This window comes from Paraburkholderia hospita (genome assembly GCF_002902965.1).
In the GTDB taxonomy this organism is placed as follows: domain Bacteria; phylum Pseudomonadota; class Gammaproteobacteria; order Burkholderiales; family Burkholderiaceae; genus Paraburkholderia; species Paraburkholderia hospita.
Window position 1 is genome coordinate 2692480 of the sequence record NZ_CP026106.1, and the last position, 24768, is coordinate 2717247.

A 24768-nucleotide genomic window follows, 5' to 3' on the forward strand; every position below is an offset into this window, starting at 1 on the left:
ATCATGACGAACGATCAATCCCCACCGTCGCGGCCTGGCCGGCGCGGCTTTTTGAAAGCCGGCGGAGCCGCCGTCGCGGCGGGCGCCGGACTCGCCACGTCGAGCGTTACGCATGCCGCGTTGACGCGCACCCACGCCGACGACGTGCAACGCCAGATCGAACCGTTCTACGGCGCGCATCAAGGCGGCGTCGTGACGCCGCAGCAGAGTCATAGCTACCTCGCGGCTTTCGATCTGAAAACCGACAAGCGCGAGGAAGTGATCGCGCTGCTGCGCGAGTGGACCCAGGCCGCCGCGCGCATGACGCAAGGCAAGCCCGCCGGCTCGCTCGAAACAGCCGACGACAAACCCGCCGCCGATTCCGCCGATGTACTCGGCCTCGGCGCGTCGTCGCTGACCATCACATTTGGCTTCGGCCCGGGTCTGTTCACGTCGCGCGACGGCAAGGACCGCTATGGCCTCGCGAGCAAACGCCCTGCCGCGCTCGTCGATCTGCCGCGATTCAACGGCGACCAGCTGATCGCCGAGAAGACGGGCGGCGACCTGTTCGTGCAGGCGTGCGCGAACGATGCGCAGGTCGCGTTCCATGCCGTGCGGCAACTCGCGCGCATGGGTTACGGCGCGATCCAGATGCGCTGGGGCCAGGCGGGCTTCCTGTCGGGTCCGAAAGGTCAGACGCCGCGCAATCTGATGGGCTTCAAGGACGGCACCAACAATCCGTCGACGGCGAAACCGCCGCTGATGAACCAGTTCGTCTGGGCCAATGCCGCCGACGCGCCGTGGATGCAAGGCGGCACCTATACGGTCGTGCGCCGCATCCGCATCACACTCGAACACTGGGACCAGATGGAACTCGGCTTCCAGGAACAGGTTTTCGGACGGCACAAATACAGCGGCGCGCCGATCGGCCAGAAAAACGAGTTCGATGCCGTCGATCTGAAGGCCGTGGACAAGGACGGCAACCCCGTCATTCCCGACAATTCGCACGTGCGCCTCTCGAATCAGGCGAACAATGCGGGCGCGCAGATCCTCCGTCGTTCGTATTCGTACAACGACGGCACGAACTTCTATATCGAACGCTGGCCGCCATGGCGCCAGGAAACGGAATATGACGCGGGTCTCATCTTTATCGCGCATCAGGCGGACCCGCGCACAGGCTTCATTCCGATCAACGAAAAGCTCTCGAAGTTCGACGTGATGAACCAGTTCACGACGCACATCGGCAGCGCGATCTTCGCCGTGCCGCCGGGCGCGCGTGAAGGTTCGTATGTCGGGGCAGGACTGTTCGAAGCATAAGTGCCGTATGTAGGCGTAAAGCACGCTCAAGCGGCCATTCAATAACGTCAAGAAGAAGAGGTTGAATTCATGAACCGTTCCTGGTTTGGAGCAATGCGTCACGCGGCGCGCGTGACGGCCCTGTCGCTTTCGATCGCCGCCGCTACAGGCACAACAGGCGCATACGCCGCATCGATTACGGTGTACAGCGCGCAACACGAGCAGGTCATGAACATGCTCGCGAAAGACTTCGAAAAGCAGTCGGGCATTTCAGTGAAGGTCCGCAATGGCGAAGGCCCGGCACTCGCTGCGCAACTAGTCGCCGAAGGTTCAGCATCACCCGCCGATGTGTACTTCACCGAGAACTCGCCCGAACTGATGCTGCTCGAAGAAAAGGGCCTGCTGAGCAAGGTCGATCCCGCCACCATCGGCACCATTCCCACGCGCTACAGTTCGCCGACGGGACAATGGGTCGGCGTGACCGCCCGCGAAAGCGTGCTCGCGTACAACACGGCGAAGATCCAGCCTTCGCAACTGCCCGCGTCGATCTTCGATCTGGCGAAGCCCGAGTGGAAGGGCAAGGTCGGCATCGCGCCCAGCGACGCGGATTTTCTGCCGCTGGTAAGCGCCGTGCTCGCGTTGAAGGGCGAAGCGCAAACGCTGCAATGGCTCAAGGGCCTCAAGGCAAACGCGCAGATTTTCGACGACGACGAAGGTGTCGTGGCCGCCGTGAATCGTGGCGGCGTCGTCACGGGCGTGATCAACAACTACTACTGGGCGCGTCTTCATACCCAGCTGGGCGACAAGTCGACGCGTAGTGCGATCTATCACTACACCAATGGCGACGTCGGTGGACTCGTGAACGTGTCGGGTGCCGCGATCATGAAGACCGCGCACAACGCCGACGGTGCGCAGCAGTTCCTGAAGTATCTGGTGAGCGAGCGCGCCCAGACGCTGATGGCAAACAGCCACGTCAGCTATGAATATCCGCTGCATGCCGGCGTCGCACCCGATCCGCTGCTCAAGCCGTTCAACGAATTGCAGCCGCCGTCTCTCACACTCGAACAACTCGGCGACGACAGCCAGGCGGGCAAGCTGCTGCGCCAGGCCGGTCTGCTGTAAAGGAACGACAGGTGAGCGAGGTGACCGACATCGGCGAAGCTGTCGCTGCGATCCAGGTTTCTGCCGATGTCCGCGCGCGCGACGGCAAGCGCGCGCCCCGCGGTCTGCTGGCGGGCGCCGCCGTCAGTGCACTGCTGGTGCTGCTGCCGCTCGCGTTCACGTTCTACCGCGCGACGACCGTCGGCTTCAGCGATGCAGCGGAACTCGTGTTCCGCCCGCTCGTCGGCGAGTTGCTCGGCAATACACTGCTGATCACGGTCAGCGCGACGCTGGCGTCGGCTGTCATCGGTACGGCGGCCGCGTGGTTCGTCGAACGCACGGATGTGCCGGGCCGTCGCCTGTGGGCTGTCGCCAGCGCGGCGCCGCTCGCAATGCCCGCCTTCGTCACGAGCTACGCGTGGGTGTCGATCAGCCTCGATCTGCAGGACTTCGCGGGCGCGCTGCTCGTCATCACGTCATCGTATTTTCCGCTCGTGTATCTGCCCGTCGCGGCCGCGTTGCGCGGCATGGACCCCGCGCTCGAGGAAAGCGCTCGCGCGCTCGGCTGCGGACGCTGGGCGACCTTTGCGCGCGTCGTGCTGCCGCAATTGCGACCTGCGCTGCTCGGTGGGATGCTGCTGGTCGCACTCGGCGTGCTGTCGGAGTTCGGCGCGTTCCAGATGCTGCGTTTTCGCACCTTCACCACCGAAATCTACGCGGAATACCGCACCAGTTTCGACAATAGCGGCGCTTCGCTGCTCGCGTGTCTGCTGATCCTGCTGTGTCTCGTCTGTCTTGCGTTCGAGTTTCGCGTGCGTGGCAGCGCACGCTATGAACGCGTCGATCGCGGCGCGAGGCGGGCGGCGCTGCGTTACGAACTGGTCGGCTGGCACTGGCTCGTGCTGGCGGGTTTCGCTGCGCTGGGCATCGTCACGCTTGGCGTGCCGCTCGGCATGATCGGCTACTGGCTGACACAGGAAGGCGTAGCCGCCACAACGCCCGCCGAAGTCTCGCCGGAACTGCTGTTTAACGCGACGTTATCGTCCGTTGGGTTCGGTCTCGCTGCAGCGATGCTCACAACGCTGCTCGTGCTGCCGCTCGCATTTCTGCTCGCGCGTTACCCGGCGCGGCTCGCAACGGTGTTCGAGCGCACGGTGTTTCTCGCGCAAGGCGTTCCCGGCCTCGTGGTCGCGCTGGCAATCGTCTCGCTCGCCGTGCACGCATTGCGGCCGCTCTATCAAGGCACGACACTTCTGATCGTGGCGTACGCGATCCTCTTCATGCCGCTCGCGCTCGTCAGCGTGCGGGCGGCACTGATGCAGGCGCAGCCGCGCCTCGAAGACACGGCGCGCGCGCTCGGTCTCAATGCGATGCAAACCTTCGTGCGCGTGCTCCTGCCGTTGGCCGCACCTGGACTTGGCGCCGCGGCCACGATGGTGTTCATCTCGGTCGTGACGGAACTCAACGCAACATTATTGCTTTCCCCCATCGATACCCATACGCTCGCCACGCAAGTCTGGTCCGACACATCGACGCTCGCATTCGCCGCGGCCGCGCCCTATGCGGCACTCATGACGGCGATTTCGCTGTGCGCATCGGGCGTGCTGTTCGTCTTGCTGGGACGATCGGCCCTGACCGCGCGCGCCTCCGAATCCCCTTTGATTTCCAAATGAGCGAACTCCGAATCAGCGGGCTGCGCAAAGCCTTCAACGGTTGTGCTGTACTGCACGACGTCGATCTCGCCGTCCAACCGGGGACGTTGCTCGCGTTGCTCGGTCCATCGGGGGGCGGCAAAACGACATTGCTGCGGGTGTTGTGCGGCTTCGATCGCGCCGACGCCGGTACGATCGAAATCGACGGCATACGCGTCGTGGACGACAACCTGCATGTGCCGACCGAGCAACGGCGGATCGGCTACGTGCCCCAGGAAGGTGCGCTCTTCCCGCATCTTTCCGTGACAGAGAACATTGTGTTTGGGCTGCCACGCACACAGCGACGCGCACGTCATCGTGTCGCGGAACTCCTGAGGCTGGTGGGTCTGTCCGATGACTACGCGCAGCGCATGCCACAACAGTTGTCGGGCGGTCAGCAACAGCGTGTGGCACTCGCGCGTGCGCTTGCGCCTTCCCCTTCGCTCGTGCTGCTGGACGAGCCGTTCTCGTCGCTGGACGCCGCGCTGCGGCTCGAAACACGAGAAGCCGTCGCCGAGGCTCTCGCGGCAACGGGCGCAACGGCCATACTGGTCACGCACGATCAGGCGGAAGCACTGTCGCTAGGACATGAAGTGGCCGTGCTGTGGGAGGGCAAACTCATCCAGCGTGCTGCACCTCAAACACTCTATCGGCGACCTGCGACCCGTGAACTCGCCGCATTCATCGGCGATGCGGTATTGCTGCCCGGCATCGCGGAGAACGGCATCGCAATGTGCCCGCTCGGAAGGCTGCAACTCGTCGCGCCTGTTCCCAATGGCCGCGTCGACGTCATGATACGGCCAGAACAGATCCATCTCCTGTCCGCGTCCGAAACGGCGGCAGACCACAGCACTGTTCAGGACGCGCTGGTAACAAGCATCACCTACAACGGAAGGGACGCAGATATCTGCCTTCAACTATCCAGCGCCGCGCAATCTATCATTCGCGCAAGAGTGCCGGGGCACCGTTCTCCAAAGGTTGGTGAGCGCGTCCGGCTAAGCGTCGATAGTGACGTGATCGCCTATCCCCATCGATAAAGTGTACAGCCTCGCCATGCAAGGCCATCCCCGGGCTGATTTCCTTAGTGATGCGCGAACAGTCGGCTGCTACTTCCTTCTTTGACCTGCTCCACCGCTTGCATTGGCTCTCGACCTCTTAAGCATTGCATAAGGAAAATCGATCTTTTCAAAAGGTCGTGCGACAGCAAATTGGCGCGTTTGAAAGAAGAACAAAGCATTCTGTAATCACCTAAGCATTCGATAAGCAATGCGCCCTCATAGTGCAGCATGAAGTTCTGATCTGCACCTCGATTACCGAGCCGGGTATCGTGAAAAAATGGGGGGAAGGAATGTCACATCGACACGTCGCACCGATGCAAAACAAGGTTCCGGAGGTCACGATCGCTTTCTGGACAATCAAGATCTTGTCCACCACGGTCGGCGAAACAGGTGCCGATTACCTCGCTGTCCATGTCGGCCTGGGCGCCACGTTGACGATAGCAATCACGCTTTCCATGCTCGCTGCCTCGCTCGTTACACAGTTGAGCACACGAACCTATGTGCCGTGGATCTACTGGCTAACTGTCGTGCTGGTAAGCGTGGTCGGCACGCAACTGACGGACGTGCTCACTGATGTTCTTGGAGTAAGCCTTTACACGAGTACGGCCGCATTCGCGGTACTACTCAGCGTTATTTTCGGGACCTGGTACTACCGAGAAAAGACCCTCTCCATTCACACGATCGTCACCCGTCATCGCGAACTCTTTTACTGGACTGCGATCCTCGTCACGTTTGCACTGGGCACAGCAGCTGGAGACCTTGCGACCGAAGCGTTAGGGCTCGGTTTCAGTCTCGGCGTCGTCATATTCGGCGTCATGCTTGTCATGATGGGAGTTGCGGCCTACCTCGGCGCCGATCGCGTGCTGATCTTCTGGCTTGCCTACATTCTGACCCGGCCATTTGGCGCGTCACTCGGCGATCTTCTATCCCAGGCAACTGAGTATGGCGGACTTGGATTGGGTACGGTCGTCACCAGCATTGCCTTTCTCTGCGTCATTGTGGTCCTGGTATTCCTGCATACCGCTGCGAGAGTCCGGCAAAGCAGGATCAGCAGTACCTAGTTGCACGCCCCTCTTTTACCCGTTCACCGTCATCTTTCAACCGGAGGATTAACAATGAAGCGTGCCATCGTCAATTCCGCACTCTTGCTCGTAACAGCCAGCGCCGTCGCGGCCAGTCACACATCGGACATGCATGCGCCGCTGTGGGTTGCCGCTTTGTCGCCCATCTCGTCGGCAAACGCTGCCACAGAGGTATCGAAGCTCGGCGATCTTTCGAAGTTCCGCGTGATCGTTGTCGACACCTCGAAGCTGGTCGACGCCAACGACCTCGCGGGCGCAAAAAAGCGGATCAAGGACCTGGAAACGTCGTGGGACGAGGCCGAAGCGGGACTGAAGCCACGCGCCGCCGCAGACTGGCACAAGCTCGACAAGTCAATCGACGACGCGCTCGAGGCTCTTCGCGAAAGTTCACCTAGCCAAGCCAAGTGTAAAAAGACACTCGCGGATTTGCTCGCGTTGATGGATCGGATGAGTGGCAAGGCTTGAGGTCAGTGTCAGGTTCCTCCTCTTAAGACTTTGATAAGCAACAGGCCGCGACAATCCACCCATTCGGGAGAAAACGCACCATGCGCCTGTTGCTGGTAGAAGATGACGAGATGATCGGCGAGCCTGCCGCAAGCGGGCCCTATACCCGTTCGGCACTCGAAGACAAGTTGTACGGATGGGGCGAAGAAATCGCCAGCAACGCGATCGAAGTGCATGTACATGGTCTGCGGCGCAAGATCGGTGCTGACCAGATAGTGACCGTGCGTGGTGTCGGTTACCGGCTCAAGCGATGCGAATGACGTCGATCCGGCGCTGGCTGCTGGGATGGCTGATTGCAGGCCTCGCGGTCTCGGCGTTGACGGCCGGCTATGGCATCTTCCACACCGCGCGCGACGAAGCCAGCGAGCTATTTGATTTCGAGCTCCGCACGGTCGCCGAATCGCTTCCCGCAAACATCAGCACCACCGATACTATCCTGCAGAGCAAGCCTGATTTCGAAGGTTTGTCCGAAGATCGTCTTTTCATCGAGGTCTGGGATCAGGCAGGTGGGAGCGTCTACAGATCGCTGGGTGGAATTGATCTTGCACGCTTCCCTGCGGGTCTGCGCACAATCGAACATGACGAGTACCACTGGCGCGTATACGGCGTTCAGCAGGGCTCTCGCTTCGTACAGATCGCGCAACCCATCTCCGTGCGCGAGAATCTCGCACTTCGCCTTGCATTACGCACACTGGCGCCGCTAGCACTGTTCTTCCCGGTCATCATCGCGATCGTTCTTATCGTTGTTGGGCGAGGGCTTGCTCCGCTAGCGGAAATCTCCCGCGCGTTGACTACACGATCTTTCGATTCTCTCGAACCGCTGCACCTCGACGCAGCTACACCCCTCGAAATCAGGCCACTCGTCAATGCATTGAATGATCTGCTGCATCGACTGGACGTAGCGTCACAAACGCAACGGACGTTTGTCGCGGATGCCGCGCATGAACTACGATCACCGCTGGCCGCATTGAAACTTCAATTGCAGTCCGCTGAGCGCGATGGATCACTGATTGGAAACAAGACGACGTTCGAACGCATCGAAGGTCGCCTCAATCGACTCATCCATCTTGTGCACCAGTTGCTCACGCTCGCCCGCGAAGAAGCGCAGATAGGCGCCCATTTCCAGTCGGTAAGCCTGCGCCGGCTGTGCGAGCGTGTAGTCGCCGATTTCTCGCTGCTCGCGGAGGAAAAGCAGATCGATCTTGGCCTTGAATGCGCTTCAACCGCGCAGGCGGATGACACCTACAAGGCTAGTGTGGAACCCGCTGGCATCGAAGTGTTGCTGAGCAACCTGATCGACAATGCGATTCGCTATACACCGCGCGGCGGCAAGGTCGATGTCATTCTCACGCGCGAAGCCGGGACGATCAGCGTTTGCGTATCCGACAGCGGCCCGGGCATACCAGACGGGGAACGGGAACGTGTATTCGATCGTTTTTATCGCAGCGCAGGTACCAAGGAGCAAGGCAGCGGTCTCGGGCTGGCGATTGCGCTAAAAATTGCGCAGCGTCACCATGCATCGCTCCAAATGCAAAACAATCTCGAACAGCCTGGTCTGCGGGTCACGTTAGTTGGACTGCGCGTAGAAAAGCCATCGCTACCATAGAGTCGACCCATGGCTTGACCAGATCGAACTCCAGAATTACGCGAGTTCGAACCGGTCAAAGTCGATCAGATCACATCTATTGCACAGTGATGACTTCCTTCATGTTCGGATGTATGCCGCAAAACACGTTATAGACACCCGGCTTGTCGAACTTGAATTGATAGGTGTCGTTCTGATCCAGCGCGGCGGAGCGAAACAGGCCGGAGTCGCTAACCACGGTATGCGGTTCGCCGTCCAGATTTTTCCAGGTCACCGTCGAACCCGCTTTAATCGTGGTAGACATCGGTGAAAACATAAAATTCTTGATAAGCACAGCATTGACGTCTTGCGCCTGCGCGACAGTCATCCCTGAAGTTAATGCCGCCACGATCATCCCGATTCCAACAGAGACAACCAGCGTACGACGAAAGATGGCAGATAGCATGATCCGGTTCCTTGCTTGATAAGTAGGTGGTGATTGCAATCAGACGAGCGTCGAGTCGGAAAGCGTGGCCTTGAGCGGGTGACGCGAGATCTTGATGCTGGTCACGCCAAGCATGCTGGCAAGCTGATCGCTCGCCACCTTGAGCGGCATAGGCCCAGGGCCATTCCCCGCCGTCGGTTGCGGATAGGCGGTCGAGCGCGCGGTATGAAAAGTGATATTCCCCTCCACCTTGGACACGATCTGATGGATATGTCCATTCAGTACGGTGACCGAGCCGAACCGCTTCAGGTAGTCCATCGCCCGGCCGGCGTCGCCCGTGCCCCATCCCCACGGTTCGTAAATCGTCCACATCGGCATGTGTGCGAAGACAACAATCGGCGTGCTGGACGAGCGCCCCTTCAGATCTTTTTCCAACCATTCAAGCTGGTCGTCGCCAAGACTCCCCAGACCATTCGGCTTGAAATGCATCACATTGACGAGCCCGATGAAGTGCACGCCGTTGTGGTCGAAGCTGTAGTACCCCTTGTTGTCCGAGGCCTTGCCGAAGCGCTGGAAGTATTCGGTTCCAGGCCCGTCTGTCACATCGTGTTCTCCGGGCACGGTGTGCAGTTCGGTGATATTCAGCCCCGACAGCAATTGGGCAGCGAGGTCGAATTCCGCTGCCTTCGAGAGATGGGTGATGTCGCCCGTGTGTATCGTCAGTGCCGGCTTGACGGGCATCGCGTTGACGAAGTCAATCGTCTCCTTGAGCGTACCAGCGACATCCGGATTGGCTTCCTTGTTGAAGCCGATATGCGTGTCACTGATCTGAAGGAACAGGGGCACGCCTGAAGGTGCCGACTTGTCAGCCGTACCGGCGGCGAGCGCTAATTCAATTGGTGTGAGAATACCGCCGGCCAGGACGAACAGGGTGCCGGCGCCACCGTAGGCGAGGCATTTCAATGCGCTGCGGCGCGACGGATCGGAAGGAGTATCTGATGACATGATGTGCTCTCGATTGGGGGTTCAGAAGGTATAGACCGCCGAATCACCCAGTGGACCTCCTCCGACTGGGTTCAAGCACAAGACTGCTATGTCGTCGGTTCTATTCCCAAAACATGAACTCCTGTTGCTGGCGCCAACTCATCCGCTGACCTTTCGCGGCGCTGCTGCAACCCCGCTTGCTCTTGGTAAACGTGGCCGCAGGGTCGCGTTGTCCTCATCGGTTTCCGTTTAGCGCGGAATATCCGGCGCATGTGTACGGTCTAGCAGGCAGGACACACAAAATGGGGAATCGAAATGGACATCATCGACCTGGCCCGTGAATCGGGATTGACAGTCATCCTCGATGGCAGAATCGGCCGCGAGGAATACCACAGCGTATGCGGCTCGATCTCGGCGTTGTCGCGATTCGCCGAATCGGTAAGTCAGTACGCAGCGACCCCGGATGACTACGCACCGCGCCGGTCCTCAGCGACCAACGCGTCTGGTCAGTCACGCCGTGGTCGTAACGGATGTGCAGAAATATCCGGTGCCATGGGTGCCTGCCCACCGTGTGCCACGCAACGCTTGCCGCAATCCGAAACGGGTAGCGTCGATGGCATGTCCCGCACATCCGCGAATTGAGGTTTCGGGTGCAATCCGTTCTGCGCCGTCTTCAGCTCGGGTCAGGCATCGTGTTGCTGACCTATCTCTTCCTCCATCTGATCAATCACGCGCTCGCCATCTGGTCACTGGAACTTGCCGGGCGCGGTCTGCTGGTGGCGTTGTGGCTCTGGCGTAGCATCCCGGGCACATTCGTGCTGTACGGTGCGGCATCACTGCATTTTTCGCTCGCGTTGCATACGATTTACGCGCGCCGCCAATGGACGCTAGGGCCGGCAGAATGGATCCGCCTCTGGGCAGGCCTCAGCCTGCCGCTGCTGCTCATCCGCCACGCGGTGACGACCCGGCTGGCCTCCACGCTCTATGGCTTCGAGCCAAACTATGAGCGCGTCGTCATCACGCTGCTCACAAGTGGCACGCAGGGACTGCAACTTGCGCTGCTCGCCCCCGGCTGGGTACATGGATGCCTCGGATTGTGGTTCCGGTTGCGCCATCATCCATTGGCGCAACGCATGAAACCCGCATTGCTTACGTTCGCTATCCTCTTGCCGCTGCTGTCTGCGGGAGGCTTTATCCAGATGATGCGAACCGTCGAGACAAAGAACTTCATACTCCCGGCCCCCGATCCGAAGCTGGTTGCCCATCAGCTCGCCCTGGATGCCTGGCGTCACGATCTCGTCGCCATCTACCTCGTGGTGACGATCACCGCATTCGTTGCTGGCCAGATGCGCAACGGACTCGAACGACGAAGACAGGAGAAGAATCGCTGAATACCTGATACGTCACGGCAAGACGCGAAGTCCGCAACTCGCGCCAGGTTCGAAAGCAAGACGCAGAAAAGTTCTGAGCAGCGGTTCTCAATTGACGTGCCTTCCAGACCGATCTGATCCGTCCTCCGCTAATCGAAGTTCTGAGTTGCCGTGCGATGAGCGGAAGCCCCATGTCAGCTTCCTTCGTGATAGCACTCGCGAGCGAAGAGCCGCTCGGCCCGCGAGAACTATCCGCTCGCGCTTTTTACATCCCCACCGCTGTGATGTCGAAGCCCGCCGTGGCCACCCCGTTGCGCACGCTCGGCTGTTGGCCATCGCCAGGCTGTCGAGCACACCCGTGACCCGTATCGCCCCCCTCGAGCGCGAGGACGAAAATCCGCATGGCCGAATTGATACCAAAATTGTCGATTGAGACAGTATTTTCCGGCGCGTTACGTTTGTACAGTGTCGATCACCGCATGGGCGCTCACGCGGGCCTGGAGAACAAAGGCTGACCGCCAATCCCCAAATCAGAAGCAAATCCGGAGTACACAGATGAACGAGCATGCCCACGTAGATGGGATTTATCCCTTCCCGGCTGCGATGCAGACGCGGACGATCGAAACCAACGGCACATCCATCCATGTGCGGGTGGGCGGTCATGGTCCAGCCGTCGTCATGCTGCACGGCTTCGGCACAACGGGCGACATGTGGGGGCACCTGGCGAGCGCACTCATCGAAGACCACATGATTGTCGTGCCCGACCTGCGCGGCTTGGGCCTCTCGTCGAAGCCCGACGGCGGCTACGACAAGAAGAATCAGGCGGCGGACGTGGTGGGCGTGCTGGACGCTCTGGGTGTGCATACGGCCGAATTGGTGACGCACGACATCGGCATCATGGTCGGCTTCGCAGTTGCCGCCACCCACCCCGATCGCGTGAACCGATGGGTAGCGATCGATGCGCCCCTGCCCGGCGTCGGACCCTGGGATCAGATCACACAGGATCCGGCTATGTGGCACTTTGGCTTCGGTGGTCAGGACATGGAGCGCCTCGTCGCCGGCCGCGAGCGCATCTATCTCGACCGCTTCTGGAACGAACTTTCCCGGAACCCGAAGCGGTTTGATGAAGCGAAGCGCCAGCATTACGCGGCGCTCTATGCGCAACCCGGCGCAATGCGAGCGAGCTTTGCCCAGTTCCTGGCGTTCAGCCAGGATGCGTCCGACAACAGCAGGTTCCTCGCGCAGAGCAAGCTTCAGATGCCGGTCCTGGCCTTGGGTGGCGAAGCGACATTCGGCCCGATGATCGGCGCGGTAGTGCGGTGTGCCGCCGATGACGTCGAAAACGTGACCATCCCTGATTGCGGGCACTGGATCACGGAAGAACAGCCGGCCGCGACGACAAGACTTGTCGTCGACTTTCTGCATCGCCGTTCGTGAGCTAGCTAGCGTTACGTAGGCGGCGCCGTGTGGCTGGGTCCAGTCGCGCCGCAGCCTATCATCGACACTTAGGGAGTCTGATTTGAACAAGCACCTGATTGCAGCTTGCGTTCTCGCGTTGATCGCGGGATCAGCGATGGCGGCCACGACCACTTATAACCTTGACCCGAGGCACACCTATCCAAGTTTCGAAGCTGACCATTTCGGCGGCATTTCGGTGTGGCGAGGCAAGTTCACGAAAAGCAGCGGTGTCGTTACACTTGATCGCTCTGCAAAGACTGGCATGATCGACGTGTCGATTGACACCGCGTCGATTGACACGGGTAATGCGCAACTCGATACGCGTGTGAAATCGGATGAATTTTTCGATGTCAGCAAGTACCCGACCGCGACGTTCAAAGGTAGTGCGCTGCGCTTCGACGGCGACACGCCCATCGAAGTATCGGGCGACTTCACATTTCACGGGGTTACTAGACCGCTGACGTTGAAGATCGATTCGTTCAAGTGCTTCATCAACCCGCTGATCAAGCGCGAAGTGTGTGGTGCGGAAGCCAGCGCGCAATTCGACCGCGCCGACTACGGCGTGACTTGGGGCACCAATTACGGTTTCAGGACGCTGACTCGCTTGCAGATTCAGGTTGAAGGCGTGAAGGCGGACTAGGCTGTAGACGGCCATTGAGCACTTGCCAGATGAACCTCGTCGCCGTTTTTCAAATTGGTTTGTGCGCATCTGGCAAGTGTGATCCGATACGCTCGCGCTGAAAGCGCTGTTGAGTGGAAATCCGAAGGGCGAAACCATCGGTATCTGACTCGCCAGCATCGACAAAAGCAGACGCGATTTCCCAGTGTGCTGTCTGTATCTCGTCGGTCATCGCGAGTTCTTCTTTTGCGGCATGAAGGTCAATCCTCCTACCCTGCCCTTCTTTTGTCGCGGCGCACGTTCTCAGAGGTGCGCCTTTTTTATGCATACAGTTCTTTTTCTTGACCGGAAACATCCGGCAAAACGTGGGCCTTTAATTTGATGCCCTGACCCACGCGTTAGTCGCTTCGGACAATTTCATCTACCAGCCGAAACAGAAGCCGCCCCCACCAACGCCACAGCCCGCTCGCGTGCAGCCTGTCTCGCCGCGTGATCCACTTCGGGTCCAAGCAGCGTTTTCTCGACGACAACCGATTCGACGTTGGTGATGCCGACGGATCGCAGCCACGCTTCGATATAGGGCCGCTGAAAATCGAACGAATGGGCCGGTGTGCTCGAGTCGATCGAATAGTCGAGGCCTCTGGCATAGATCACCACCGCCTTCTTGTCTTTCAGCAGGCCCTGGAGCCCACGTTCATCGAACGAGAACAGGATGTCTCGCTGCGACACGACGTCGATGAAATGCTTCAGCTTGTACGGAATAGAAAAATTCCACAGTGGCACGGAGAGCAACAATGTATCCGCGTCGTGCAGCCGCTGCGCGAGGTGCCGGATGTCTGCCCACGCCTGCTGTTGGGCTTCGCTGAGCGGCGTGCCGCTCAGGTCCGCATATTTCGCATCGAGTGCATCGCCGTCGAATTCCGGCAAGTTAATCGACCACAGGTCGAGCACGTCGATCGGATGATCTGGATGAGCGCTGCGATAAGCCTCCAGATAGGCCCGTGCAACGTCGAGGGAAGCAGATCGCGTCTTGCGTGGCGACGATTCGATATGCAGCAAGGTCGGCATGGCAATACTCCTAGTGAGTTGACTACCGCCATCACAACATATTTCGATTTAAAATATAAACGAAGTATCTCAGCCTTATTCAGTTCAATTCGCACTGTATTGGAAGGACCATGTTCGATACCGTTCTGCTGCGCTCTTTCGTGGCCGTCGTCCAGGAAGGGGGGTTCACGCACGCCGCCGCGCGTCTCAATCTGACGCAATCCGCGGTAAGCGCGCATCTGCGACGTCTGGAAAAACAGACCGGCCGCGACCTGCTCGTGCGCACCACGCGCTCAGTGACGCTCACGCCGGACGGTGAACTTCTGCTGGGCTACGCGCGCGCCATCCTCGCGCTGAACCATGACGCACATGCGCAACTGCTTCGCGGGCCCAGCGAAGGTGCGATCCGGGTTGGCCTGTCCGAAGACCTCGCCAACGTCAGGCTGATGAATGTCATGCAGGCGTTCGCGGTCCGCTATCCGCGCATTGCCTTCAGCGTCAGGGTCGGCATTCCTGCCGAACTGCTGCAGTCGATGGACCGGGGCGAATTCGACGTGGTGATCGGCGGACGCTGCCACGATTCACGCCCCGGACGCGTGCTATGGCGAGAGCCGCTAGTGTGGGCTGGCGCAGAGTGGGCTTCGCTTACGTCCGGCGCGCCGGTGCCGCTCGCGTTGTTTCCGGAACCTTGTCCGTATCGTGAGGCCGCCCTTTCCGCCCTCGCCCGTGCCGGCCTCGATTACCGGATCGCCCTGGTGTGCTCGAGCGGCGCCGGCCTGTGCGCCGCCGCGCAGGCTGGCTTTGCGGTGACGCCGGTCGTACATACGCAACTCGTGCACGGCTTGCGTCCGGTCGCGCCGGATGCCGGCCTGCCGGCACTGCCCGATGTCGAGTTCACGATGTTCTCGGTGCCGGGCGCGTCGGCCAGCATCGCGGACGAACTAGGCAACGCGATCGTGCTCGCATTCGCGCATAAGGGATGACACCGGGCGAGCGCAAGGTGTGCTGCCAAAGATAGCGAATCGAGACCTCATCCGATCCATGCTGGTCCAGGAATCATCGATTGCGATCGACTTGTTCCACTCGCGCAAAACAGTTTTTCCATGACAGCTGTTTGCCCGAAGCATCAATCTCGACAACATCCGACACCGAATCAACGACGATGCCGTCTCCGCTACGAACAGGCTCGGGATAGTCATAACGGTCTGCTCGCTGAGCGAAGCGTCCTCGAGTCCGAAACGAACGCGCACGTCGTCGAGCAGCACCAGGCGCAAACGCGACCGTGCATGGCCACGGCGACTCACGACGCCCGCAACTCACGTACACCCTTACCTATCCGCCGCCGCAGCAACGTTCGCAAAGTGTGGCCGTCCGCATACCCAACCTGCTCAGCAATGCGCTCGACGGTGAGTTCGCTCGTCCTGAGCAGCTGGACGGCGCGCTCGATCCGCAGATCCTGAATGTACTCGACGGGCGTTTTACCGAGCACCGCGTTCAGACGCCGCGTCAACGTCCGCTTGCTGGTCGCCAGTTCATCGGCCACGACGTCGAGTGAGATTGCCGTGCCGAGGTGTTGGCGCACCCAGCGGTCGAACCGCTCGACGAGCACATCCGAGTGTGAGAGCTGATCGGAGATCGCATAGGCAGACTGCGATAGTCGCGAGTCGAATACGAGGTACCTTGCAACGAGCGCCGCAAGCTCAGGGCTGTGGTTGCGGATCAACCAGAGCGCAAGGTCGAGGTGGCTCAGGGCCGCCCCTGCCGTTATGGCACCGCCGCTGGGAACGACAATCCGGTGCGCGTCGAGGTGCACGTTCGGGTAGCGCTGCCGGAATAGCGGCGAAAGCCACCAGGTGGTCGTGGCATCGTAACCGTCGAGCAAGCCGCTTTCAGCCAGCACGAACGTACCCGTACATGCGGCTGCAACGCGCGCGCCGCCACTTCGCCACGAGCGCAAAGCACCAAGTGCATCGACCACATCGTCCCGGCCGAGTGCAGGCACAAGCGCCTCGGGCGTCGTGCGGTTGAGCGCGGGCAAGACGACCCAATCCGGCGCAGGCGCGTCGGGCACCTCGCGCACGGGCACTTGCAACCCCAGCTCGGTACGTACTTCGGGGCGCATTCCCACCACGGTGATGTCGAAGCCCGCCGTGGCCACCCCTGTCGTGCGCGCAAGGCTGTTGGCCATCGTCAAGCTGTCGAGCACGGTGGTGAGGCCCGTATCGAACACCCCCTCGAGCGCGAGAACATAAATTCGCATGGCAGAATTGATACCAAAATTGTCGATCGGGACAGTATTCTCCGGCGCGTTCCGTTTGTACAGTGTCGATCACCGCATGAACCTCTCATGCGGAGCACTGGAGAACAAAGATGATCAAGCACGCCTTGTTTGTCCGACTCGAAGCCAAACCGGGAAAGGAGCAGGCTGTAGCAGACTTCCTCATCGATGGGCTTGAGATGGCCAATCGGGAGTCGACCACACCAATCTGGTTCGCCCTCAGGCTGTCGCCGACGACGTTCGGCGTATTCGACGCTTTTGCGAGTGAAGCGGATCGCCAGGCACACCTGAACGGCAGTATCGCCAGCGCACTGATGGCCTGCGCCGACGAGATGCTGGCAAGCCCCCCATCGATCGAGCCGATCGACGTCCTTGGCATGAAGAACCTGCTGGCGTGAGCCGTATGCGCCCCGGCAGCACACGAGTCCTGCCGCTGGAGACCGTCTCCAGCAACCGCGGTGTCCGCCAGCGTGTGGCGTCCTGATTCAATCCCGTTCATAGAGATGGAGTAGTTCGTGTCGATTCATTACAAACTAGGCGCTTTGTTCGCTGCCATTGCATTTTCGAGCGCGTCTTTCGCGCAAACACCCGACGTCAAACCGGAACGGATTCGCGGCGATATCGTGTCGTTCAAAGGCGAATTGCTGACCGTACACCGGAAGAGCGGCGGCACCGTATCGATCGATGTCAAGCCGGACGTCGGAGTCTCGGCTCTCAAGCCCGCCAGGCTGTCCGATGCCAAAACCGGTTCGTACGTGGGGACGCCGGCGATTACGGGCAGCGATGGAAAATTGACGGCCACTTCGATGATCGTTTTTCCCGAGGCAGCACGCGGTACGGCAGAAGGGCATTTCGCCTATGACTTCGGTCCCGACAGCACGATGACAAATGCAAACGTGGTGTCGGTTGTCACCGGCACCCGCGGTCGTGAGCTGAATCTTTCATACAAGGGCGGTTCCAGCACGGTGACGGTCCCGGAGAACGTCCCCGTCGTGACGCCGGTTCCGGCGAGCAGAACGGATCTGACGGCAGGGAAGAAGGTGTTCCTCGTGGTGACACCGGGTGCGAGCGGTGTTTATGACGCGCACGTGCTGTTCGTCGAAAAGGACGGTGTGGCGCCTCAGTTCTGACGCATCATGTCGGTCCACTGTGGCCGCTGATGCCGATGATTTGCCCCATTCCCGGCAAACGCGGTCGGGTCATGTCGGCCTTTAACTACGACGACTAGAGCGATTTTCGTTTCCATTAATTCAATGATCCTAATTACTTTAGACGTGTTCCCTACTCAAGGATTGACCATGCGCTTTCTCACGTTACGATCTGCAGCGGCGCAGGCCGCTGCCGCACTTTGCCTGCTTGTCACTGCCGCCGCGCCTGCTTTTGCCGCACCGGTGAAGAACATCGTGGTGGTTCACGGCGCATTCGCCGACGCCGCAGGTTGGCGCCCTGTCTACAACATTCTGACGAAGGACGGCTACCACGTGACACTGGTTCAGCAACCTCTGACGTCGTTCAACGACGACGTGACTGCCACGAAACGCGTGCTTGATAGCCTCGACGGTCCGTGCGTACTCGTCGGCCACAGCTATGCCGGCGCGATCATTAGTGAAGCCGGGAACGACGATCACGTGAAGTCACTGGTCTACATTGCCGCGCATGCGATCGACGCCGGTGAAACCATAGGGGACAACGGCAAGAAGTACCCGGTCGGCCCCCTATCGATCGTCGGAACGCCGGATCATTTTGTTTACCTGAAACCCACCGACTATCCGTCGCAGTTCGCACCCGACCTGCCTCGCGCGCAGGCCGATTTCGAAGCGCATGCGCAGATACCGCTTGCAGCATCCGAGTTCTCGGCGCAGGTTTCCGATCCGGCATGGAAGACCAAGCCCAGCTGGTATATGGTCGCGAAGGCCGACAAGATCATCAGTCCGGACCTCGAACGCATGTACGCAGAGCGCGCTCACGCAACTACGGTCGAGATCAATGGTGCAAGCCATGCGGTGTTTGAATCCCATCCGCGGGAAGTCGCCGCACTGATCGAACAGGCGGCGCAGCGGTCTGGCCAGTAAGGGAACGTTCTTCGGCGCTTACCGCAAGCTTGACGCCATATGCAAGCGCAGACGGGCGCCTACGCGCGGATGATCGGCAGGACCGGGATCACTTCCGTGTACCCGGCCGATGGGCTCGGGCTGAGCTCAGCCGAATTCAAAGCTTCTTCCAGCGTCTCGACACCGACCACTACAAAGCCGCCAAACAGTGCGTGCCCTTCTGTACCGGATCGGCGTAGATGTCATAGACGTTGGGTGGTGCTGAAAAGCGAGAACAAATTCCATCATTGTTTCCTGTTAGAAGGGACGATCAGGCGGGCGTGAACGCGGCCGCATGGCGGCGAGCGAATTCGGCGGCGGAAATCGGCGCGCGACCGACTAACTGCTCGAAGGTGTTGGTCATGCGGTCGTAGCGGTTGTCGCGATGCAGCTGGGCCATAACGATCAGGTGCGCGACCAGATGAGCCGGCTGTTTGGCCTCCTGGAGCCTGGCTTCCCAGATCTGCGGCGGCACGTTGACGTATTGGATGGTGCGGCCCAGTGCGCCGCTGAATTCCTGCGCGAGCCCGGCCATCGTCAGCGACTGGGGGCCGGTCAGTTCGTAGACCTTGCTGATATGCGGCTCTGGGTTGGCCAGCACAGCAGCAACGGCGGCCCCCACGTCGGCGGCGGCGATTGGAGAGGTCTTGCCGTCAGCGAACGGCAGGCGGATAGCGTTGTCCTCCCGGATCCCCTTGGCCGCCGGCAGGAACAAGCCTTCGAAGAAAGCGGTTGGACGCAGGTAAACCACCGGCAGGCCGGACCAGCGCAGCACCTGCTCTGCGAGCCAGTGCTGCTTCTGTTGCGGGCTGCCGGTGGTCTCTGTCTCGCTCATCTGCGACAGCGTCATCTGCGACAGATTGACGAAGGCCTTCACACCCAGGCTTTTCGCTGTGACCGCGACGTTGGTGGTCGCTTCCAGGAAGTTGGGCGAAACCGACATCGTGAAATACACCACTGAGCAGCCTTGCATGGCCGCACGCACCGCGACGATGTCGAGCATGTCGGCGACCACGACTTCGGCGCCCAGGTCACGCAACGTGTCGGCGCGCGCGTCCAGCTTGCGCACCATGGCGCGTACGCGATGGCCTTGTTCCAGCAGGATGGCGATAGCTGCGCGCGCGGTCGAGCCGACGCTGCCGGCGGCGCCAGTAACGAGGATGGTTTCTTGGGACAAGATTCTCTTCCTTGTGTTAGTGAGAAAGATGAAGAACATGAGCAACGGACCTCAGGAATCGCCAGCCTGGCGCGTCTGCGCCGCATCAACGTCGGCACGCACCGCACTGGAAGCGAGGACGTAAAGACCGGGTCGGTGCGCATTGGCAGCAGCCCTTTCTGGAAAGGCTGGCCGGAATCGTCGAACCGCTCGACGACCTTGCCGGCAGCGCGAAAGCCCAGGTTGCTTTCAGTGCGTGCATGCACGACGTTGATGCAGATGATGTTGTCGGCAGCGGCCGGCGCCGCCTCGACCCAGGCAACCTTGGTGCTCGGAGGAAACGACACGGCGGACCGACCGCGTCCGGCCAAAGCTACGACGGCTCGCGCGTTCGCAGCCCGGGACATAGGGAAAACGAAGGCCGCACTCATGATAGAATCGTCTATGTTGAAAAATACATAGTGACACGGTTTACACGACTATGTCAAAAAAAACATAGTCATTCCGCGTGCGCATTGACGCAATCAAGGAGCGAATGCGAGTGAGTGATTTGAAGGAAGCCAGGGCAAGCAAGGCGAAACCACTGAAAAATGTTCTCCTTGCCGGGCTATATAACCAGCCGCGTTCGGGCTACGAAATGACCAAATGGCTGCAGATGGCGGGCCAGCATTGCTGGGCGGTTGAGCACAGCTCCGTGTACCCTGCTTTGCGCGAGCTGGAGAAGGACGGACTCATCAAATCGGAGCGCATGCCGGGAACGCGAGGACCGGAACGCTCGATCTACAGCGTGACCGATGCTGGACGTGAGGAGCTGACGGCTTGGGTGGCCAATGGTTCGCCGCGCCCGGCCATCAAGGACGAACAGATACTGCGGGTGTTATGTTTCGATTTGCTGCCGCGCGAGACAGCGTTGCAGCAAATTCGTGCGGTGCGCGCGGACCATCAGGCCCAGCTTGAATTCTTTCTCGAAAGACAGGCCGTGCTGACCGAGCATCAGCTTGGACCGCTGTTGGTGACGCGCCGCGGCGTGTTGGCGGAACAGGCCTATATCGCGTGGTGTGACGAGGTGGCGGAAATGATTGCTCGCAGGCCAGCCTGATCCCGGCCGAATTCAGGCCGGCGCGCAGCTTGAATTTGCCAAATGGAAGTACCAGGCGAGGGAGGCGCCACCATCCTTGACAATGGCACGCGGTGCACCCAGGTAGACAAACAGACCGTTTGTCTCCGTAGCGATGCTTCGCAACCGGTGCGAGATCGCTACGGTGTCACGGGCATTCTCCACGGATGCGGGAAGGCCGATGAAGCTACTCTCGTCGCCGCCGGATAGGAAAATCCGTTAGCGTCGCTGAAGCCGACGTTCGATCTACCGAGTGACCACCGCTTCATGGCTGATTTGAGTCTGATGTGAGCGCTCTAAATCCTAAATTCGAAACTAACTACTATTTGCTGGTCGTTGTGCGACGACTCCATCCGTCTGCAACAAATGAAGTACATGCATCGCCGTCGCTGCCGATTCGAGAGGAACAAAAATATGATCGTGGTGCGCGCCCGCCACCACATTACAGCTGATGCCGGAATTACCCAATGCGCTAGCGAATGCTGCGGTCAAGCCCACCGCCTCCAGGGCTGAATTCACAGTCAACGTAATCCAGGCGCATTTGAACAAGGCATTCAAACCGCCGACCTGCGCATCCGCCTCACTCGTGACGACAGACAAGCCCTCGGGTTCGCGGATTGACGCAACAATGACGGCCGGGTCAATGGCGTTACCGTCCTTGACCGAAGCAAACACAAACACGCCCGGGTTAAGCACCGGCTCCAATGTTTTCAACAGAACAGAGAGATCTGAAACTGGGCTCACGTTACCTCCTGTGTGGCGCCGCCCACATCATTTACGTGGACATCGGCGGATTGTCGGCCCATTGAAGCGTAATGTCGAACAAACGAATTGGCGGCCGGGTGCGGAAGCTTGACGTCAAACCGTAACGGACCTTCAACCTTCCCCAAAGCAGTCACTCCCAAGTCGGCAATGATGTGGCTGCCAGCTCGCTCACGATCGGCTCATCTTCCGCATCGACGACAAGCACGACATCCTGTCCAACCATGTAGTAGCTGTTCAAGCGCTCATAGTTCACTTTCCCTAGCTCTCCGTACAATTCGATTCGCGAACTGTTCTCCTCAAGCCACAATTCGCATCCGCGCCATGTGGGATCAGAGTTGTCGAATTCCGACGGGACAGCGGTGTAATTTGTCGTGACTTCAACACTTTCGTCGACTACGTAGAGGCCGGCAACGCTTTGTCCGAAGTGGATCCGCATCCCGCCGACGCAAACACGATCGCGCCATACGTAACGGTCAACCGTCAAACTACGCGTCCGCTCTATGTAACTGCGTGTGACCCCCAATTGGCGGCCGCGACGGGAATGCCAGCTTCGACCGTCTGTTCGGGCGCCAAACACCGAACGGAGAATGCACGTTTCGAAAGCAAGCCCATTTTTGCGCCTAGAAACAAACCCTAACCCCCAACAGCCGCACCACGCGTAACCCAACACGCGCCCTACATCCCTTTCAGCAAGGCTACCAATATCCCAAATCGGCACGCACGCCTTGCCGGTTTCGGCGTTGGCCCGATTTTTCGTCGATCTACAGTCGCCTCACACAACGTGAATCTCTACCGGAGGCGACATGAGAATAAGGCGACGAACCGCGTCCATCGCGGCGACGCTGTCATTTGCGGCTGCATGCATCGGCAGCGCGCACGCAATCGAAAAGCCCGAAGAACTGACCGTGCAGAAGCTGCCGCCGTGGCATCCGCATGAGGTGTTCGTCGTCGATATTTCGATGCCGTCGATGACTGACGCACGCATCTATCTGTACGACGCCGATGCGAAAAAGCTGCTCGGCCAGATCGACGCCGGCTTCGCGCCGGGCTTCGCTATCTCGCCCGATCACAAGACGAGCTTCGTCTCGACCACGTACTTCGCGCGCGGCTCGCACGGCACGCGCACCGACGTCGTCGAGATGACCGACAACGCGACGCTGGATCACACAGGCGAAATCGTGATTCCGCCGAAGCACGGCCAGCACGTGCCGTCACCGTACAACACGACGTTCAGCGCGGACGGCAAGCGTCTCTACGTGACCAACATCACGCCCGCCGCATCGGTGACGGTGATCGACGTCGCATCGAAGAAGGTGCTGTCGGAAGTGGACATGGCGGCCTGCGTGCTCGCGTTTCCGTCGGGTAACGACCGCTTCACGGGCCTGTGCGAAAGCGGCAAGGCGCTCACCGTCACGCTGGACGCGAACGGTAAGGAAGCGAAGCGCACGATGTCCGACGCGTTCATCGACGTCGACAAGGACCCCGCGTACATCAATGCATCGCCGTATCAGGGCGGCTACCTGTTCACGACTTTCCACGGCATGGTGCGCACCGCCGACTTCCACGGCGACAAGCCCGTATTCGGTAAACCGTGGTCGCTGCTGACGGACGCCGAGCGCGCCGAAGGCTGGCGTCCTGGCGGCTTGCAGCAGACGGCCGTGCACGCGAAGCTGCATCGCTATTACGTGGCGATGCACAAGGGCGAAGAAGGCTCGCACAAGGACCCCGGCACCGAAATCTGGGTGTACGACCTGCAGACGAAAAAGCGCATTGCGCGCTGGGATCTGTCGCAGCAGAAGATCGACCCGGTCGCCTCGATCCAGGTCAGCGACGACGACAAGCCGCTGTTCTACGGCATCACAGGCACGTCGGATCTCGTCGTAATGGATGCGCGCACGGGCAAGCTGCAACACGTCGAAAAGCAGGTCGGCAATACGTCGTCACTGCTCGTCAATCCGTGAGGCCGACATGATGCTCGATCCTGTACTCGCGACGGGCGCACAAGCCAGCACGGCGATTGTCGTGCTGCTCGGCGCCGTCGCCAAATGGCGGCGTCCTGCCGCGTTCCGTCAGGCGCTCGGCGATTACCGCCTGTTGCCCGACGCGTTGACGGCGCCCGCCGCCATCGCGATCACGGCAGCGGAAACGGTGGGCGCCGCGGCGCTGCTGTTCCCCGATACGCGCGTAATCGGCGCAATCGTGCTGGTCGCGTTGCTGCTCGCATTCGCGGCGGGGCTCGCGTTCAACATCCTGCGCGGCCACACCGATATCGACTGCGGCTGCTCGGGCTTTGCCGCGACGCAAGCGGCAAAGCAGGCGAACGCGCCACGCGGCATCGGCTGGTTTCATGTCGCGCGCGCCGTGCTGCTCGCTGCACTCGCGGCTACCGCGTTCATCGAACCCGCGACGCGCTCGATCGTGTGGTTCGACTACCTGACGCTCTTCTTTTCCGTGCTGCTGATCGTCTGCACACTGCTCACTTTCGATGTGCTGCTGGCCAACGTGCCGCGCCTCTCTCACTTGAGGAATTCATGATGCAAACCGCTCTCACCGTTTCCACCGCGCTGCTGTGGATCGCCGTTCTCGCGCTCGGCGCGATCTGTCTCGCGCTGGTTCGCCAGGTCGGCATTCTGTACGAACGCATCATGCCCGCAGGCGCGTTGATGATCGACAAAGGCCCTGCTGTCGGCGCGATCGCACCGACGTTCGAACTGTCCGATATCCGCGGCCAGCAAGTGAAGGTGGGCGGCATCGACGCGCAAGGCAAGGCCACGCTGCTGTTCTTCCTGTCGCCGACGTGCCCCGTCTGCAAGAAGCTGCTGCCGCTGTTGCCGTCGCTGCAATCGAGCGAGACCACGCCCGTCAACATCGTGCTCGCCAGCGACGGCGACCTCGCCGAGCACCAGCGTTTCGCGCAAAAGCAGAACCTCGATCGCTTCCCGTACGTGCTCTCGCAGGAACTGGGCATGGCGTATCAGATCGGCAAGCTGCCGTATGCCGTGCTGCTCGACGACAGCGGCAAAGTGCGCGCGAAGGGTCTCGTCAACACGCGCGAGCATCTGGAAAGCCTGTTCGAAGCGAAGGAACGCGGCGTCGCGTCGCTGCAGGAGTTCGTGCACGGCGATCATCGCCACGAACAGCACGCTTAAAGCGCCGAACCGATT

28 protein-coding genes and 1 pseudogene are annotated in these 24768 nt (G+C 60.3%); 21 read left to right on the forward strand and 8 right to left on the reverse strand.

The window, feature by feature from the left end; genetic code table 11:
• The first annotated feature begins 3 nt into the window (after window positions 1–3).
• The 8 genes and pseudogenes from efeB to C2L64_RS30610 all read left to right on the forward strand — a co-directional run bounded on the left by efeB (window position 4) and on the right by C2L64_RS30610 (window position 8317).
• Window positions 4–1296 carry an iron uptake transporter deferrochelatase/peroxidase subunit gene (gene efeB / locus C2L64_RS30575; RefSeq protein ID WP_007581255.1) on the forward strand — a complete coding sequence of 431 codons (1293 nt, stop codon included), beginning with the start codon at window positions 4–6 and terminating at the stop codon, window positions 1294–1296.
• Window positions 1297–1365: 69 nt separating this feature from the next.
• Window positions 1366–2397 carry an iron ABC transporter substrate-binding protein gene (locus C2L64_RS30580; protein WP_039900336.1) on the forward strand — a complete coding sequence of 344 codons (1032 nt, stop codon included), beginning with the start codon at window positions 1366–1368 and terminating at the stop codon, window positions 2395–2397.
• Between the two features lie 20 nt (window positions 2398–2417).
• Window positions 2418–4049, forward strand: a complete 1632-nt coding sequence (locus C2L64_RS30585; protein WP_407671842.1) for an ABC transporter permease — start codon at window positions 2418–2420, stop codon at window positions 4047–4049.
• Complete coding sequence (locus C2L64_RS30590; protein WP_007581260.1) at window positions 4046–5104, forward strand: ABC transporter ATP-binding protein; 1059 nt, start codon at window positions 4046–4048, stop codon at window positions 5102–5104. The genes C2L64_RS30585 and C2L64_RS30590 overlap by 4 nt, the downstream gene beginning before the upstream one ends.
• A gap of 335 nt (window positions 5105–5439) precedes the next feature.
• Complete coding sequence (locus tag C2L64_RS30595) at window positions 5440–6186, forward strand: COG4705 family protein (RefSeq protein ID WP_007581261.1); 747 nt, start codon at window positions 5440–5442, stop codon at window positions 6184–6186.
• Between the two features lie 54 nt (window positions 6187–6240).
• Entirely contained in the window at window positions 6241–6672 is a 432-nt protein-coding gene (locus C2L64_RS30600; protein ID WP_007581263.1) for a hypothetical protein, read from the forward strand.
• A gap of 140 nt (window positions 6673–6812) precedes the next feature.
• A pseudogene (locus C2L64_RS30605) lies at window positions 6813–6971 on the forward strand (winged helix-turn-helix domain-containing protein); the annotation flags it as partial.
• On the forward strand, window positions 6968–8317 hold the full coding sequence (locus C2L64_RS30610) for a sensor histidine kinase (RefSeq protein ID WP_007581266.1): 1350 nt from the start codon (window positions 6968–6970) through the stop codon (window positions 8315–8317). The pseudogene C2L64_RS30605 and the gene C2L64_RS30610, both read left to right, overlap by 4 nt.
• A 76-nt stretch (window positions 8318–8393) precedes the next feature.
• On the opposite strand, the gene C2L64_RS30615 is transcribed toward C2L64_RS30610, so the two are convergent.
• Both C2L64_RS30615 and C2L64_RS30620 read right to left on the reverse strand, forming a co-directional pair.
• Window positions 8394–8741 carry a cupredoxin domain-containing protein gene (locus C2L64_RS30615; RefSeq protein ID WP_007743124.1) on the reverse strand — a complete coding sequence of 116 codons (348 nt, stop codon included), beginning with the start codon at window positions 8739–8741 and terminating at the stop codon, window positions 8394–8396.
• Between the two features lie 39 nt (window positions 8742–8780).
• Entirely contained in the window at window positions 8781–9725 is a 945-nt protein-coding gene (locus C2L64_RS30620) for a metallophosphoesterase family protein (RefSeq protein WP_007581270.1), read from the reverse strand.
• A gap of 294 nt (window positions 9726–10019) precedes the next feature.
• Here C2L64_RS30620 and C2L64_RS30625 point away from each other — a divergent pair, with 294 nt between their 5' ends.
• The 4 genes from C2L64_RS30625 to C2L64_RS30640 all read left to right on the forward strand — a co-directional run bounded on the left by C2L64_RS30625 (window position 10020) and on the right by C2L64_RS30640 (window position 13172).
• Window positions 10020–10346, forward strand: coding sequence for a hypothetical protein (locus C2L64_RS30625; RefSeq protein ID WP_081498817.1), 327 nt, complete (start codon window positions 10020–10022; stop codon window positions 10344–10346).
• Between the two features lie 8 nt (window positions 10347–10354).
• The gene (locus C2L64_RS30630; protein ID WP_007581272.1) at window positions 10355–11095 is read left to right on the forward strand and encodes a hypothetical protein; all 741 of its coding nucleotides are present in this window, start codon (window positions 10355–10357) and stop codon (window positions 11093–11095) included.
• Window positions 11096–11629: 534 nt separating this feature from the next.
• Entirely contained in the window at window positions 11630–12511 is an 882-nt protein-coding gene (locus C2L64_RS30635) for an alpha/beta fold hydrolase (protein WP_007581274.1), read from the forward strand.
• Between the two features lie 136 nt (window positions 12512–12647).
• A complete protein-coding gene (locus tag C2L64_RS30640; RefSeq protein ID WP_085954598.1) occupies window positions 12648–13172 on the forward strand; it encodes a YceI family protein in 525 nt (174 codons plus the stop codon).
• A gap of 49 nt (window positions 13173–13221) precedes the next feature.
• Here the strand turns inward: C2L64_RS30640 and C2L64_RS30645 are convergent, their stop codons facing one another.
• Window positions 13222–13506, reverse strand: a complete 285-nt coding sequence (locus C2L64_RS30645; RefSeq protein ID WP_090835814.1) for a hypothetical protein — start codon at window positions 13504–13506, stop codon at window positions 13222–13224.
• A 62-nt stretch (window positions 13507–13568) separates the two neighbouring features.
• Window positions 13569–14219 carry an FMN-dependent NADH-azoreductase gene (locus C2L64_RS30650; RefSeq protein WP_007581278.1) on the reverse strand — a complete coding sequence of 217 codons (651 nt, stop codon included), beginning with the start codon at window positions 14217–14219 and terminating at the stop codon, window positions 13569–13571.
• A 110-nt stretch (window positions 14220–14329) separates the two neighbouring features.
• Here C2L64_RS30650 and C2L64_RS30655 point away from each other — a divergent pair, with 110 nt between their 5' ends.
• On the forward strand, window positions 14330–15181 hold the full coding sequence (locus tag C2L64_RS30655) for a LysR substrate-binding domain-containing protein (protein WP_007581279.1): 852 nt from the start codon (window positions 14330–14332) through the stop codon (window positions 15179–15181).
• 317 nt (window positions 15182–15498) lie between these two features.
• On the opposite strand, the gene C2L64_RS30660 is transcribed toward C2L64_RS30655, so the two are convergent.
• Window positions 15499–16458 carry a GlxA family transcriptional regulator gene (locus C2L64_RS30660; RefSeq protein ID WP_007581280.1) on the reverse strand — a complete coding sequence of 320 codons (960 nt, stop codon included), beginning with the start codon at window positions 16456–16458 and terminating at the stop codon, window positions 15499–15501.
• Window positions 16459–16568: 110 nt separating this feature from the next.
• On the opposite strand from C2L64_RS30660, the gene C2L64_RS30665 reads away from it, so the two are divergent.
• The 3 genes from C2L64_RS30665 (at window position 16569) to C2L64_RS30675 (ending at window position 18548) form a co-directional block, all read left to right on the forward strand.
• Complete coding sequence (locus tag C2L64_RS30665; RefSeq protein WP_007581283.1) at window positions 16569–16874, forward strand: putative quinol monooxygenase; 306 nt, start codon at window positions 16569–16571, stop codon at window positions 16872–16874.
• Window positions 16875–16991: 117 nt separating this feature from the next.
• Window positions 16992–17606 (forward strand): hypothetical protein, encoded by a 615-nt coding sequence (locus tag C2L64_RS30670; RefSeq protein ID WP_007581284.1) that lies wholly within the window; start codon window positions 16992–16994, stop codon window positions 17604–17606.
• A 168-nt stretch (window positions 17607–17774) separates the two neighbouring features.
• Window positions 17775–18548 carry an alpha/beta fold hydrolase gene (locus C2L64_RS30675; RefSeq protein ID WP_007581287.1) on the forward strand — a complete coding sequence of 258 codons (774 nt, stop codon included), beginning with the start codon at window positions 17775–17777 and terminating at the stop codon, window positions 18546–18548.
• A 289-nt stretch (window positions 18549–18837) separates the two neighbouring features.
• On the opposite strand, the gene C2L64_RS30685 is transcribed toward C2L64_RS30675, so the two are convergent.
• Window positions 18838–19743, reverse strand: coding sequence for an NmrA family NAD(P)-binding protein (locus tag C2L64_RS30685; RefSeq protein WP_238554594.1), 906 nt, complete (start codon window positions 19741–19743; stop codon window positions 18838–18840).
• Here C2L64_RS30685 and C2L64_RS54245 point away from each other — a divergent pair.
• Window positions 19735–20184, forward strand: a complete 450-nt coding sequence (locus C2L64_RS54245) for a hypothetical protein (protein ID WP_165489477.1) — start codon at window positions 19735–19737, stop codon at window positions 20182–20184. The two genes, C2L64_RS30685 and C2L64_RS54245, sit on opposite strands and share 9 nt — an antisense overlap.
• A gap of 73 nt (window positions 20185–20257) precedes the next feature.
• Complete coding sequence (locus tag C2L64_RS30695; RefSeq protein WP_007581294.1) at window positions 20258–20821, forward strand: PadR family transcriptional regulator; 564 nt, start codon at window positions 20258–20260, stop codon at window positions 20819–20821.
• A 333-nt stretch (window positions 20822–21154) separates the two neighbouring features.
• On the opposite strand, the gene C2L64_RS30700 is transcribed toward C2L64_RS30695, so the two are convergent.
• A complete protein-coding gene (locus C2L64_RS30700; RefSeq protein WP_039900341.1) occupies window positions 21155–21583 on the reverse strand; it encodes an ACT domain-containing protein in 429 nt (142 codons plus the stop codon).
• A 151-nt stretch (window positions 21584–21734) separates the two neighbouring features.
• The gene (locus C2L64_RS30705; RefSeq protein WP_236674229.1) at window positions 21735–22088 is read right to left on the reverse strand and encodes a hypothetical protein; all 354 of its coding nucleotides are present in this window, start codon (window positions 22086–22088) and stop codon (window positions 21735–21737) included.
• A gap of 319 nt (window positions 22089–22407) precedes the next feature.
• Between C2L64_RS30705 and C2L64_RS30710 the strand changes: the two genes are divergently transcribed.
• From C2L64_RS30710 to mauD, 3 genes are read left to right on the forward strand one after another with little or no spacing between them, the layout of a single operon-like run.
• On the forward strand, window positions 22408–23565 hold the full coding sequence (locus tag C2L64_RS30710; RefSeq protein WP_007581301.1) for an amine dehydrogenase large subunit: 1158 nt from the start codon (window positions 22408–22410) through the stop codon (window positions 23563–23565).
• A 7-nt stretch (window positions 23566–23572) separates the two neighbouring features.
• Complete coding sequence (locus C2L64_RS30715) at window positions 23573–24139, forward strand: MauE/DoxX family redox-associated membrane protein (protein ID WP_007581303.1); 567 nt, start codon at window positions 23573–23575, stop codon at window positions 24137–24139.
• Window positions 24136–24753 (forward strand): methylamine dehydrogenase accessory protein MauD, encoded by a 618-nt coding sequence (gene mauD / locus C2L64_RS30720; protein WP_007581305.1) that lies wholly within the window; start codon window positions 24136–24138, stop codon window positions 24751–24753. Before C2L64_RS30715 ends, mauD begins: the two co-directional genes overlap by 4 nt.
• Window positions 24754–24768 lie beyond the last annotated feature (15 nt).

What these genes read in the sequence shown, in the direction of transcription:
- efeB (WP_007581255.1), top strand. Translation starts at nt 4, where the DNA reads ATGACGAACGATCAATCCCCACCGTCGCGGCCTGGCCGGCGCGGCTTT.
- C2L64_RS30580 (WP_039900336.1), top strand. Translation starts at nt 1,366, where the DNA reads ATGAACCGTTCCTGGTTTGGAGCAATGCGTCACGCGGCGCGCGTGACG.
- C2L64_RS30590 (WP_007581260.1), top strand. Translation starts at nt 4,046, where the DNA reads ATGAGCGAACTCCGAATCAGCGGGCTGCGCAAAGCCTTCAACGGTTGT.
- C2L64_RS30595 (WP_007581261.1), top strand. Translation starts at nt 5,440, where the DNA reads ATGCAAAACAAGGTTCCGGAGGTCACGATCGCTTTCTGGACAATCAAG.
- C2L64_RS30600 (WP_007581263.1), top strand. Translation starts at nt 6,241, where the DNA reads ATGAAGCGTGCCATCGTCAATTCCGCACTCTTGCTCGTAACAGCCAGC.
- C2L64_RS30610 (WP_007581266.1), top strand. Translation starts at nt 6,968, where the DNA reads ATGACGTCGATCCGGCGCTGGCTGCTGGGATGGCTGATTGCAGGCCTC.
- C2L64_RS30615 (WP_007743124.1), bottom strand. Translation starts at nt 8,741, where the DNA reads ATGCTATCTGCCATCTTTCGTCGTACGCTGGTTGTCTCTGTTGGAATC.
- C2L64_RS30620 (WP_007581270.1), bottom strand. Translation starts at nt 9,725, where the DNA reads ATGTCATCAGATACTCCTTCCGATCCGTCGCGCCGCAGCGCATTGAAA.
- C2L64_RS30625 (WP_081498817.1), top strand. Translation starts at nt 10,020, where the DNA reads ATGGACATCATCGACCTGGCCCGTGAATCGGGATTGACAGTCATCCTC.
- C2L64_RS30635 (WP_007581274.1), top strand. Translation starts at nt 11,630, where the DNA reads ATGAACGAGCATGCCCACGTAGATGGGATTTATCCCTTCCCGGCTGCG.
- C2L64_RS30640 (WP_085954598.1), top strand. Translation starts at nt 12,648, where the DNA reads ATGGCGGCCACGACCACTTATAACCTTGACCCGAGGCACACCTATCCA.
- C2L64_RS30645 (WP_090835814.1), bottom strand. Translation starts at nt 13,506, where the DNA reads ATGTTTCCGGTCAAGAAAAAGAACTGTATGCATAAAAAAGGCGCACCT.
- C2L64_RS30650 (WP_007581278.1), bottom strand. Translation starts at nt 14,219, where the DNA reads ATGCCGACCTTGCTGCATATCGAATCGTCGCCACGCAAGACGCGATCT.
- C2L64_RS30655 (WP_007581279.1), top strand. Translation starts at nt 14,330, where the DNA reads ATGTTCGATACCGTTCTGCTGCGCTCTTTCGTGGCCGTCGTCCAGGAA.
- C2L64_RS30660 (WP_007581280.1), bottom strand. Translation starts at nt 16,458, where the DNA reads ATGCGAATTTATGTTCTCGCGCTCGAGGGGGTGTTCGATACGGGCCTC.
- C2L64_RS30665 (WP_007581283.1), top strand. Translation starts at nt 16,569, where the DNA reads ATGATCAAGCACGCCTTGTTTGTCCGACTCGAAGCCAAACCGGGAAAG.
- C2L64_RS30675 (WP_007581287.1), top strand. Translation starts at nt 17,775, where the DNA reads ATGCGCTTTCTCACGTTACGATCTGCAGCGGCGCAGGCCGCTGCCGCA.
- C2L64_RS30695 (WP_007581294.1), top strand. Translation starts at nt 20,258, where the DNA reads ATGCGAGTGAGTGATTTGAAGGAAGCCAGGGCAAGCAAGGCGAAACCA.
- C2L64_RS30710 (WP_007581301.1), top strand. Translation starts at nt 22,408, where the DNA reads ATGAGAATAAGGCGACGAACCGCGTCCATCGCGGCGACGCTGTCATTT.
- C2L64_RS30715 (WP_007581303.1), top strand. Translation starts at nt 23,573, where the DNA reads ATGATGCTCGATCCTGTACTCGCGACGGGCGCACAAGCCAGCACGGCG.
- mauD (WP_007581305.1), top strand. Translation starts at nt 24,136, where the DNA reads ATGATGCAAACCGCTCTCACCGTTTCCACCGCGCTGCTGTGGATCGCC.